Here is a 10207-nt window from a genome sequence, read left to right as displayed (position 1 = left end):
ATGCAAGACCTGCTTTACTTCTGTCAGCAGCTGATCAACGGACTGACCATCGGCAGCACCTATGCCCTGATTGCCATCGGCTACACCATGGTTTATGGCATCATCGGCATGATCAACTTCGCCCACGGCGAGATTTACATGATTGGCGCCTACACCGCGCTGATCGCCATTACCGGCCTGGCCACGCTCGGCATTGCGTGGTTGCCGCTGGTACTCCTGATAGCGCTGATCTGCGCTGTCATCGTGTCCAGCTCCATGGGCTGGGCGGTGGAACGGGTGGCCTATCGCCCGGTACGTGGACGGCACCGGCTGATCCCCCTGATTTCCGCCATCGGCATGTCCATCTTCCTGCAGAACTACGTGCATCTGGCCCAGGGCTCCCGGAACATCGGGTTTCCCGCGCTGATCGAAGGTGGCTTCCAGTTCGGCGGCAATGAGGATGGCTTCCAGATGTCCCTCTCGTGGATACAGATCACCATCTTCGTCACCACCTTTATCTGCATGACCGCCCTGTCCCTGTTTATCTCCCGCTCCCGGATCGGCCGGGCCTGCCGTGCGGTCTCCCAGGACCTGGGCATGGCCAACCTGCTGGGCATCGATACCAACCGGATCATTTCCGCCACCTTCGTCATCGGCGCCGCCCTGGCCGCTGTCGCCGGCCTGCTGCTGGGCATGTACTACGGCTCGGTGGACCCGCTGTTTGGTTTCATTGCCGGTCTAAAGGCCTTTACTGCGGCGGTTCTCGGTGGCATCGGCAGCATTCCCGGCGCCATGCTGGGCGGCCTGATCCTGGGCATAGCCGAGGCCATGACCTCCGGCTACCTCAGCGGCGAATACAAGGATGTGATTTCCTTCGGGCTGCTGATACTGATTCTGCTGTTCAAGCCCACGGGGCTACTGGGCAAACCGGAAGTGGAGAAAATTTGATGGTGGCCCACAACTTCCGACACGCTTTCTTTTGTGCCGTAATCACGCTGATCATTGCGTGGCCCATTCTGGGTTTTAAACTGGTGGCCGAGGGAACGCAGATCACCGTTACCGGCGCCAGCGCCTTTACCTGGATTGCCGTGGCCATCGCAGCGACGGTCGTGTTCCTGTTCCAGCTCTTCCGGGACCCCATCATGGGGCGTTTCAGCCGGGTTGCGGCGCTGAACCCCATGGCCAACCGGGAACCCATGCCCCAGGAGAAACGGGTCCGCCTGGAAAACATCGGCCTTGGCATCCTGATCGCCATCGCGCTGATCTGGCCGTTCTTTGTCTCCCGGGGCTCGGTGGACCTGGCCACCCTGGTACTGATCTACATCATGCTGGCCCTGGGCCTGAACGTGGTGGTGGGCCTGGCGGGTCTGCTGGACCTGGGTTATGTCGCCTTCTACGCGGTCGGCGCCTATACCTTTGCCCTGCTCTCCAACTACTGGGGCTTCTCATTCTGGATGGCATTGCCTATCGGCGCGCTGCTGGCGGCTCTGTTTGGCATGGTACTGGGCTTCCCGGTGCTGCGGTTACGGGGCGACTACCTCGCCATTGTCACCCTGGGTTTTGGCGAGATCATCCGCATCCTGCTGAACAACTGGACCAATGTGACCGGCGGTCCCAACGGTATCGGCGGTATTCCCGACCCGACCCTGTTTGGCATGGAGTTTGGTCGCCGGGTCAAGGAGGAGGGCAATACCTCCTTCCACGAGACCTTCGGAATCGCCTACGCCGGTGAACACAAGGTGATCTTCCTGTACCTGATTGCGCTGGTACTGGCCATCCTCACTGCCTTTGTCATCCGTCGGCTGATGCGCATGCCCGTGGGCCGGTCCTGGGAGGCGCTGAGGGAAGACGAGATCGCCGCCCGCTCCCTGGGACTCAGCCGTACCGCGGTCAAGCTCTCGGCGTTCACCATCGGCGCCTTCTTCGCGGGCTTTGCCGGTACCGTCTTCGCCTCCAAGCAGGGTTTTATCAGCCCCGAATCGTTCGTGTTCCTGGAATCGGCCATCATCCTGGCCATCGTGGTCCTGGGTGGCATGGGCTCGCAGATGGGCGTGATCTTGGCGGCCATCGCGGTGACCATCCTGCCGGAACTGGCCCGGGAGTTCTCCGAGTACCGGATGCTGATCTTCGGGGCGGCCATGGTGCTGATGATGGTCTGGCGCCCCCAGGGCCTGCTGCCCATGCGACGCCGTCAAATCAAACTCCAGGCAGGAGCCTAGTCGATGCTTGAAGTACAGAACCTGTCGATGCGGTTTGGCGGCCTGCTGGCGGTGGACCAGGTGTCCCTGGATGTCCAGGAACGGGAAATCGTCTCCATTATCGGCCCCAACGGCGCCGGCAAGACCACAGTATTCAACTGCATGAGCGGCTTTTACCGGCCCACCGGGGGCAAGATACTGCTCGATGGCCGGGAGATCCAGGGCAAACCCGATTACCGGATTTCCCGGCTCGGGCTGGTACGGACCTTCCAGCATGTGCGCCTGTTCAGCCGCATGACGGTGGTGGAAAACCTGATGGTGGCGCAGCACCGCCACCTGAACACCAACCTGCTGGCCGGTCTGATTGCCACCCCCAATTACCGTACCCGGGAGCAGAAGGCCCTCGACCGAGCCGCCTACTGGCTGGAAAGGGTTGGCCTGACGGCCCAGGCCAACCTTGAGGCTGGCAACCTGGCCTACGGCCAGCAACGGCGGCTGGAGATCGCCCGCTGCATGGTGACCGAGCCACGCCTGCTGATGCTGGACGAACCGGCCGCCGGCCTCAACCCGGCGGAAACAAAACAGCTGGACCAGTTGATCATCAGCCTGAAGGAAGACTACAACGTATCCGTGGTGCTGATTGAACACGACATGAGCCTGGTCATGGGTATCTCCGACCGGATCAATGTCATCAGTCAGGGCCGCCCCCTGGCCAGCGGCACGCCGGACGAGATCCGCCACAACGACGATGTCATCAAAGCCTATCTGGGAGAAGCCTGACCCATGCTGTTACTGGAAGATGTTCATACCCACTACGGCAAGATCGAGGCGCTCCATGGCGTATCCGTCGAGGTGAAAAAGGGGGAGATCGTCTCGCTGATCGGCGCCAATGGGGCCGGCAAGACCACCCTGCTGATGACAGTCTGCGGCACGCCCCAGGCCACCTCGGGCCGGGTGCTGCTGGAAGGTCGGGACGTTACCCGGCTGCCCACGTCGGAGATCATGCGCTCCGGTATTTCCATTGTCCCGGAGGGTCGCCGGGTATTCCCCGGCCTGACCGTGGCGGAGAACCTCCACATGGGCGGATTCTTCAACACCCGTGCCGAGAACGAGGACAGCATCGAGCATGTCTACGACCTGTTCCCGCGACTGAAGGAACGGGAACACCAGCGGGCCGGTACCATGTCCGGGGGCGAGCAGCAGATGCTGGCCATTGGCCGGGCCCTGATGAGCAAGCCGCGCCTGATGATACTGGATGAGCCCTCCCTGGGCCTGGCACCACTGGTGATCAAGCAGATCTTCGAGATTATCGCCCGGCTGCGGGATGAAGGTATTACCGTGTTCCTGGTGGAGCAGAACGCCAACCAGGCGCTGCAGCTCGCGGACCGCGGCTACGTCCTGGAAACAGGCCGCATCCGGCTTCAGGACACCGGCGACAACCTGCTCGCCAACCCGGACGTGCAGGCCGCCTACCTCGGGGGCTGAGCAGGGATGTGATTTTAGTCGGGATATCAATGAACAAGCTTGGCCTTTGGCGACGCTTGGCTATACTGGAAGGCAACGGTCAGGTTCCCGGACTTCGGTCAGGTTCCACCGTCAATGGGGCGCGCCCTCTGTCGCCCCCTGCGGAAACGAGCGACGCAAAACGATAATCAAGGAGCTGAACATGAAAAAGCTGATTGCAGGTGCCATCCTCCTCGGCGCATCCAGCATGGCCTTCGCACAGCCGGGCTGTGGTGTGGGTGCCATGGTCTTCAAGGGACAGTCCGGTATTGCACCTCACGTGCTGGCAGCCACCACCAATGGCATTTTCGGTAACCAGACCTTCGGTATGACCACAGGCACCCTGGGCTGTAATACCAACGAGTCCATCCAGTCCATGGCGATGTACATGAACAGCAACGTGGACAAGGTGGCCCGCGACATGTCCCGCGGTTCCGGTGAAAACCTGGAAACCCTGGCCGTGCTGCTGAACGTCGATGAGGCGGACCGTGGCGAGTTCTACCGCCTGCTGCAGGATAACTTCGCAACCATCTTCCCGAGTTCCGACACCACCTCCGACCAGGCCGTGGACGCCATCGTGGCGCTGCTGGAGCAGAACGACCGCCTGAGCAAGTACGTGGCCTGATACGCCCGTACCGGCAGACAGCCCGCCCCCGTGGCGGGCTGTCATTATCCTGACCGACGGCTCGTGCCGTACCCCTTCAGCCACAAGACCTGACACTGCATGCCAATCCGGACCGTTCCAGGCCTCTCTCTGGGGCTGCTGTTAAGTGCCTCGATCAACGTCCTTGCCAACACCCCGACACCGGACAGCCTCGCCGATCTGGCAACAACCGATGCCTGGCTTACCCTGGGACACTACCATCCCGACACCCTGGGCTCCGGCCACACCAGCCAGGCGGACGACGACAGTTTTTTCTTTGCGGACAACGGCAAGACCGACCCGGAAGCCGAACTGCGGGCCACCATCGACGCCATTACCGCACCGGTCACCGGTGATGACAACAACCATGCCCGATGCCGGTTCCCGGCCCGGGACACCTGGATACGCTCACACCTGGAGCTGCCAGCACCGGAGGTCGACTGCGAGGAGTTCAACAACTGGAAGGCAAAGCTGAACACCCGGGCGGTCACCCTGGTTTTCGCCGCCTCCTACCTGAATAGCCCGTCCTCCATGTTCGGCCATACCTTCCTCCGGCTCGATCCGCCGAAAGAGGATGGCGAGACCAACCTGCTGCTGGCCAATACCATTTCCTACGCCGCCGACGCCGCGGAACACGACAGTGAAATCCTGTTCGCCTACCGGGGCATTTTCGGTGGCTACCCCGGCATCACCACGGTGCAGCCCTACTACGAGATGGTCCGGGTGTATTCCGACATCGAGAACCGGGACCTGTGGGAGTATCGGCTCAACCTCACCCCCGATGAAGTGGACCAGATGCTGGCCCACACCTGGGAGGTGCGGAACCGCAATTTCGACTACTACTTTTTCGACGAGAACTGCGCCTACCGGCTACTGGCCCTGATTGATGTGGCCCGCCCCGGCACCCGGCTACTGGACGAGGTGAGCACCCACGCCATTCCATCGGACACGATCCGCTGGGTGGTGGACCGGGACCTGGTGGCGGAGATCACCTACCGGCCATCCGCGGCCACCCGGGTCAACCATGCCCTGGGCAAGCTGGACGGCGACGAGAAGCAGCTGGCCGCTGCCATCGCCAATGGCTATGTCCAGGTCGATGACGCCGAAGTCCAGTCACGCCCCCCCGCCTCCAGGGCGAAGGTCCTCGACGCCACCTACGACTATGTCCGTCACCAGGTCCAGGAAGAAGGCTGGCCCCGGGATTTCGCCGCGCCCCTGTCCCATAACCTGCTGATGGCCCGTAGCGAACTGACAGAGCAGCCGCCCCTGGGCTCTCCCCGGGAACCGGAGGTCCGCGACGACCAGGGCCATGACACCATGAGACTGGGACTGGCCGGCGGCTATACCGGTGACCGCCACTACGCCGAACTGTCACTGCGTCCGGCCTACCATGACCTGCTGGATCCGCCGGCCGGTTATCGTCCCGGTGCGCAGCTGCAATTCCTGCGACTGGACAGCCGGCTCTACAGCGACAATCAGGAGTTCCAGGTTGAAAAGCTGGTGGGCGTGGAGATCCGCTCACTGACGCCCAGGAATGCCTTCTTCAGCCCGCTGTCATGGCAGGTGGGCTTCGGCGGCCGCCGTTCGGAACGTCCGGAGGGAAACCGGATATTCACGCCCTACCTGGAAGGCGGCGCCGGTGGCACCTGGCGCCTGGGCAGCAGTCAGTGGGAGGCCCTGGCAATCCTGACCGGCGACCTGGAGATCAGCAAGCATATCCGCCGCGGCTACGACATGGCCCCCGGGCTGGACCTGTCGCTGCTGCACCAGGGTGACCGTATCAGCCTGATGACCGGCCTCCGTAGCAAGGCCTGGATCGTCAGCGACCAGCACCGGGAGGACGACCTCTACCTTGAGGGAGCCTACCACCTGGGGCGGGATTACAGCATCAGGGCATCGCTGTCCCGTAAACACCATTACCACCGGTACCAGACCCTATGGAAGCTCGGATTCCACGCCTACTTCTGATCGCCCCCCTGGCCTGCCTTGGACTGCTTCTGGGCGGGTGCACCAGCCTGTTCTTTTTCCCGGACCAACAGGTATACATCACACCGGACCGGCTGGAGCTCGCCTATGAGGATGTCTGGATCGACACCCCGGATGGTGAAACCCTGCATGCCTGGTGGTTACCCGCCGAGGGTAAGCCACGGGGTCACGTCTATTTTCTTCACGGCAATGCCCAGAACATCAGCAGCCATATCCTTAACGTCGCCTGGCTGCCTGAGGCAGGCTACAACGTCCTGCTACTGGACTACCGGGGGTATGGCCAGTCGACCGGCGTACCGGACCTGGAGGGCGCCCTGCACGACGTGGAGACCGGTCTGCGCTGGCTGGGCCACCAGAAGGAGACCGAGGAACTGCCCCTATTTCTTTTGGGCCAGAGTCTGGGGGGCGCCCTCGCCATCACCCTGGCCAGCGAATGGGTCCCCCGGGGTGAACAGCCACCACTGACGGCGGTTATGGTGGATAGTACCTTTTCCGGCTTCCGGGCCATCGCACGGGAAAAGCTGGATGGCTTCTGGCTGACCTGGCCGTTCCAGATCCCCCTGAGCTGGACCGTGACCGACGGCTATGAAGGCGTGGACCTGATCGAACGGATAAGCCCAGTGCCCGTGCTGGTGATCCACAGCGTCCGGGACGGCATCATTCCCTTCCACCATGGCACGGAGCTCTATGACGCGGCGGAGAAGCCCAAGGACTTCCTGAGCACCGACATGCCCCACGCCGGTGCGTTCATGCTTCCGGAATACCAGGAGGCGGTTCTCCGTTTCATGGAAGAGGCCGCTGACCGCCAGGGGAAACGTTGATCAGGTAACCCGCCTTCAGACACGCCACGTTTGACTTCGGAACGCGCTCCAGTCCGTGAATTCCCATCCATAAAAAAAAGCCGGAGGCCTTTCGGCCCCCGGCTTTTCCGGACCTGACAACGAACACTTACTCGTCGTCGTCCATCTCTTCGGCTTCCAGATCCACAGGACGGCCCACCAGCTCTACAAATGCCATGGGGGCATTGTCGCCAGCGCGGAAACCGCACTTGAGGATCCGCAGGTAGCCACCCGGACGCTCGCTGTAACGCGGGCCCAGTTCGTCGAACAGCTTGGCCACGACTTCGTCGTTACGAAGACGGGAAAAGGCCAGACGACGGTTGGCAACCGAATCTTGCTTGGAAAGCGTGATCAACGGCTCCGCTACCCGGCGAAGTTCCTTCGCTTTCGGGAGCGTCGTCTTGATCAGCTCGTGTTCAACCAGTGACGCAGTCATGTTACGGAACATGGCCTTGCGATGCGCACTGGTCCTGTTGAACTTACGACCACTCTTACGATGACGCATTGCTCTGATTCCTTACCTTAAACTACCAATACGGCGATCAACCGCCCAGAACCCGGTCATCACCACGAAGGCTTGCCGGTGGCCAGTTGTCAAGACGCATACCCAGGGACAGGCCACGGGAGGCCAGTACGTCCTTGATTTCGGTAAGCGACTTTTTACCCAGGTTAGGCGTCTTCAGCAGTTCAACTTCTGTCCGCTGGATAAGATCGCCGATGTAGTAAATGTTCTCTGCTTTGAGGCAGTTGGCTGAACGAACCGTCAGCTCCAGATCATCCACCGGACGCAGCAGGATCGGATCGATTTCTTCCTCTTCCTCTACATTCTCCGGCTCTTTCTCATGATCGAAGTCGACAAACACGGCCAGCTGCTGCTGGAGAATGGTGGCGGCCCGGCGAATGGCTTCTTCCGGGTCGATGGTACCATTGGTCTCCAGATCAATAACCAGCTTGTCCAGGTCGGTACGCTGCTCGACACGGGCACTTTCGACCGCGTAGGCAACACGACGTACCGGGCTGAACGTGGCGTCCAGCTGCAGGCGTCCAATGGCACGGGTCTCATCCTCGTCAAGACCGCGCTGGTCAGCGGGCTCGTAACCGCGACCGCGGGCCACCTTCAGACGCATGTTCACTTCACCCTTCTCGCTCAGGTGACAGATCACATGATCCGGGTTGGTGACCTCCACATCGTGGTCCAGCGCGATATCGCCGGCAGTCACAACGCCTGCGCCCTTCTTGCTGAGGGATACCTCAGCTTCGTCACGCCCGCCCATCTTCAAGGCAACGCCCTTGAGGTTCAGAAGAATCTCAATGACGTCCTCCTGGACACCCTCAATGGCACTGTACTCGTGCAGCACACCGTCGATCTGCGCTTCGGTGATCGCACAGCCCGGCATTGAGGACAAAAGGATACGACGCAGGGCACTGCCCAGGGTATGACCGAAGCCACGTTCGAGCGGCTCCAGGGTCACCTTGGCGCGAGTGGTGCTCAGTTCCTTCACGTCAATGGTACGAGGTGTCAATAACTCATGTACTGAACGCTGCATAGACGCCCCTATCTGCTCTCGTTGCTAATGGACTTTACTTGGAGTAAAGCTCGACGATGAGGTTCTCGTTGATGTCCGACGACAGTTCGGTACGCTCAGGTACCGACTTGAAGGTGCCGGTCATCTTGTTGGCGTCAACCTCGACCCACTCCACCGGGGCACGACTTGCAGACAGTTCCAGGGCGCCTTTAACGCGCAGCTGGTTTTTTGCCTTCTCACGGATGCTCACCACGTCTCCAGCCTTGACCTGGTAGGACGGGATGTTCACCGGCTTGTCGTTCACCAGAACCGCCTTGTGGGATACCAGCTGACGTGCTTCGGCGCGGGTAGAGCCAAAGCCCATGCGGTAAACCACGTTGTCGAGACGGGCTTCCAGCAGTTGCAGCAGGTTCTCGCCGGTAGCGCCCTTCAGACGGGCCGCTTCCTTGTAGTAATTGCGGAACTGCTTCTCCAGTACGCCGTAGATACGACGGACTTTCTGTTTTTCGCGGAGCTGTACGCCATATTCGGACAGACGGCCACGACGGGCGCCGTGCATGCCCGGCGGCTGTTCGATGTTGCACTTGGAATCCAGTGCGCGAACACCACTTTTCAGGAAAAGATCTGTCCCCTCACGGCGAGACAGCTTACATTTCGGACCTATGTAACGTGCCATATCTCACTGTCTCCTTTAAACGCGGCGCTTCTTGGGCGGACGACAGCCGTTATGGGGAATCGGCGTCACATCAGTAATGTTCGTAATCTTGTAGCCGCACGCATTGAGCGCACGAACTGCAGATTCACGTCCGGGCCCGGGACCCTTAACCTCTACGTCCAGGTTTTTAAGGCCGTATTCAGCAGCCGCATTACCGGCTCTTTCAGCTGCTACCTGCGCAGCAAAAGGTGTGCTCTTGCGTGAACCACGGAAACCGGAACCACCGGAGGTGGCCCAGGACAGGACGTTGCCCTGGCGGTCGGAAATGGTCACGATAGTGTTGTTGAAGGACGCGTGGATGTGCGCGACGCCATCAACAACCGTCTTTTTCACCTTTTTACGGGTACGTGTACCTGGCTTTGCCATGTTTGCCTACCTGTTTACTTTCGAATCGGTTTGCGAGGACCTTTACGGGTGCGCGCGTTGGTCTTGGTGCGCTGGCCACGAACCGGAAGGCCGTGACGATGACGCAGACCACGGTGGCAACCGAGATCCTTCAAACGCTTGATGTTCATCTGAACTTCGCGACGCAGATCACCTTCGACGGCCAGCTTGCCCACTTCGGTACGAAGCGACTCCACTTGATCGTCGGTCAGGTCCTTGATCTTGGCGTCCTGCTGGACACCGGCTGCATCACAAAGCTTCTGGGCTGCTGTCTTGCCAACACCAAAGATATAGGTCAGCGAGATAACAGCATGTTTGTTGTCGGGTATATTGACACCGGCTATACGTGCCATTCAGATTACTCCGCGTTCAAAGCTTTGCTGTGTGAATTTTCCGCCACAAAAAGGGCGCGAAATAATAGCGCTTGACCCCGT

The 10207-nt window shown here is 60.6% G+C and carries 12 protein-coding genes; 7 read left to right on the top strand and 5 right to left on the bottom strand.

Annotation, left to right across the window (positions count from 1 at the left end):
* From livH to RO069_RS10645, 7 genes are all read left to right on the top strand, one after another.
* Nucleotides 1–927, top strand: coding sequence for a high-affinity branched-chain amino acid ABC transporter permease LivH (livH, locus tag RO069_RS10675; RefSeq protein ID WP_328187391.1), 927 nt, complete (start codon nt 1–3; stop codon nt 925–927).
* Nucleotides 927–2198, top strand: coding sequence for a high-affinity branched-chain amino acid ABC transporter permease LivM (locus RO069_RS10670; RefSeq protein WP_328187389.1), 1272 nt, complete (start codon nt 927–929; stop codon nt 2196–2198). Before livH ends, RO069_RS10670 begins: the two co-directional genes overlap by 1 nt.
* A gap of 3 nt (nt 2199–2201) precedes the next feature.
* On the top strand, nt 2202–2957 hold the full coding sequence (livG, locus tag RO069_RS10665; RefSeq protein ID WP_328187388.1) for a high-affinity branched-chain amino acid ABC transporter ATP-binding protein LivG: 756 nt from the start codon (nt 2202–2204) through the stop codon (nt 2955–2957).
* A 3-nt stretch (nt 2958–2960) separates the two neighbouring features.
* The gene (locus RO069_RS10660) at nt 2961–3662 is read left to right on the top strand and encodes an ABC transporter ATP-binding protein (protein WP_328187387.1); all 702 of its coding nucleotides are present in this window, start codon (nt 2961–2963) and stop codon (nt 3660–3662) included.
* Nucleotides 3663–3843: 181 nt separating this feature from the next.
* Nucleotides 3844–4305 carry a DUF3015 domain-containing protein gene (locus RO069_RS10655; RefSeq protein ID WP_328187385.1) on the top strand — a complete coding sequence of 154 codons (462 nt, stop codon included), beginning with the start codon at nt 3844–3846 and terminating at the stop codon, nt 4303–4305.
* 99 nt (nt 4306–4404) lie between these two features.
* Nucleotides 4405–6291, top strand: coding sequence for an Lnb N-terminal periplasmic domain-containing protein (locus RO069_RS10650; RefSeq protein WP_328187384.1), 1887 nt, complete (start codon nt 4405–4407; stop codon nt 6289–6291).
* On the top strand, nt 6261–7130 hold the full coding sequence (locus RO069_RS10645) for an alpha/beta hydrolase (RefSeq protein ID WP_328187382.1): 870 nt from the start codon (nt 6261–6263) through the stop codon (nt 7128–7130). The genes RO069_RS10650 and RO069_RS10645 overlap by 31 nt, the downstream gene beginning before the upstream one ends.
* A gap of 127 nt (nt 7131–7257) precedes the next feature.
* Here the strand turns inward: RO069_RS10645 and rplQ are convergent, their stop codons facing one another.
* From rplQ to rpsM, 5 genes are read right to left on the bottom strand one after another with little or no spacing between them, the layout of a single operon-like run.
* Nucleotides 7258–7653 (bottom strand): 50S ribosomal protein L17, encoded by a 396-nt coding sequence (gene rplQ / locus RO069_RS10640; RefSeq protein WP_328187380.1) that lies wholly within the window; start codon nt 7651–7653, stop codon nt 7258–7260.
* A gap of 37 nt (nt 7654–7690) precedes the next feature.
* Nucleotides 7691–8695, bottom strand: coding sequence for a DNA-directed RNA polymerase subunit alpha (locus tag RO069_RS10635; RefSeq protein ID WP_328187379.1), 1005 nt, complete (start codon nt 8693–8695; stop codon nt 7691–7693).
* Between the two features lie 34 nt (nt 8696–8729).
* The gene (rpsD, locus tag RO069_RS10630) at nt 8730–9350 is read right to left on the bottom strand and encodes a 30S ribosomal protein S4 (RefSeq protein ID WP_328187378.1); all 621 of its coding nucleotides are present in this window, start codon (nt 9348–9350) and stop codon (nt 8730–8732) included.
* Nucleotides 9351–9365: 15 nt separating this feature from the next.
* Nucleotides 9366–9755 (bottom strand): 30S ribosomal protein S11, encoded by a 390-nt coding sequence (gene rpsK, locus RO069_RS10625; protein ID WP_007153992.1) that lies wholly within the window; start codon nt 9753–9755, stop codon nt 9366–9368.
* 14 nt (nt 9756–9769) lie between these two features.
* Nucleotides 9770–10126: a 30S ribosomal protein S13 gene (gene rpsM / locus RO069_RS10620; RefSeq protein ID WP_328187376.1), complete on the bottom strand. Its 357-nt coding sequence runs from the start codon at nt 10124–10126 to the stop codon at nt 9770–9772.
* Nucleotides 10127–10207: the final 81 nt, after the last annotated feature.

Origin of the sequence: Marinobacter sp. OP 3.4, assembly GCF_036224885.1 — a bacterium.
Classification (GTDB): Bacteria; Pseudomonadota; Gammaproteobacteria; order Pseudomonadales; family Oleiphilaceae; genus Marinobacter.
Note: the sequence above shows the minus strand (reverse complement) of the source record. Positions and strands in the feature narration are given on the sequence as shown.

Excerpts from the sequence above, each read along its gene's own strand:
- livH (WP_328187391.1), top strand. The coding sequence starts at position 1 with ATGCAAGACCTGCTTTACTTCTGTCAGCAGCTGATCAACGGACTGACC.
- RO069_RS10670 (WP_328187389.1), top strand. The coding sequence starts at position 927 with ATGGTGGCCCACAACTTCCGACACGCTTTCTTTTGTGCCGTAATCACG.
- livG (WP_328187388.1), top strand. The coding sequence starts at position 2,202 with ATGCTTGAAGTACAGAACCTGTCGATGCGGTTTGGCGGCCTGCTGGCG.
- RO069_RS10660 (WP_328187387.1), top strand. The coding sequence starts at position 2,961 with ATGCTGTTACTGGAAGATGTTCATACCCACTACGGCAAGATCGAGGCG.
- RO069_RS10655 (WP_328187385.1), top strand. The coding sequence starts at position 3,844 with ATGAAAAAGCTGATTGCAGGTGCCATCCTCCTCGGCGCATCCAGCATG.
- RO069_RS10650 (WP_328187384.1), top strand. The coding sequence starts at position 4,405 with ATGCCAATCCGGACCGTTCCAGGCCTCTCTCTGGGGCTGCTGTTAAGT.
- RO069_RS10645 (WP_328187382.1), top strand. The coding sequence starts at position 6,261 with ATGGAAGCTCGGATTCCACGCCTACTTCTGATCGCCCCCCTGGCCTGC.
- rplQ (WP_328187380.1), bottom strand. The coding sequence starts at position 7,653 with ATGCGTCATCGTAAGAGTGGTCGTAAGTTCAACAGGACCAGTGCGCAT.
- RO069_RS10635 (WP_328187379.1), bottom strand. The coding sequence starts at position 8,695 with ATGCAGCGTTCAGTACATGAGTTATTGACACCTCGTACCATTGACGTG.
- rpsD (WP_328187378.1), bottom strand. The coding sequence starts at position 9,350 with ATGGCACGTTACATAGGTCCGAAATGTAAGCTGTCTCGCCGTGAGGGG.
- rpsK (WP_007153992.1), bottom strand. The coding sequence starts at position 9,755 with ATGGCAAAGCCAGGTACACGTACCCGTAAAAAGGTGAAAAAGACGGTT.
- rpsM (WP_328187376.1), bottom strand. The coding sequence starts at position 10,126 with ATGGCACGTATAGCCGGTGTCAATATACCCGACAACAAACATGCTGTT.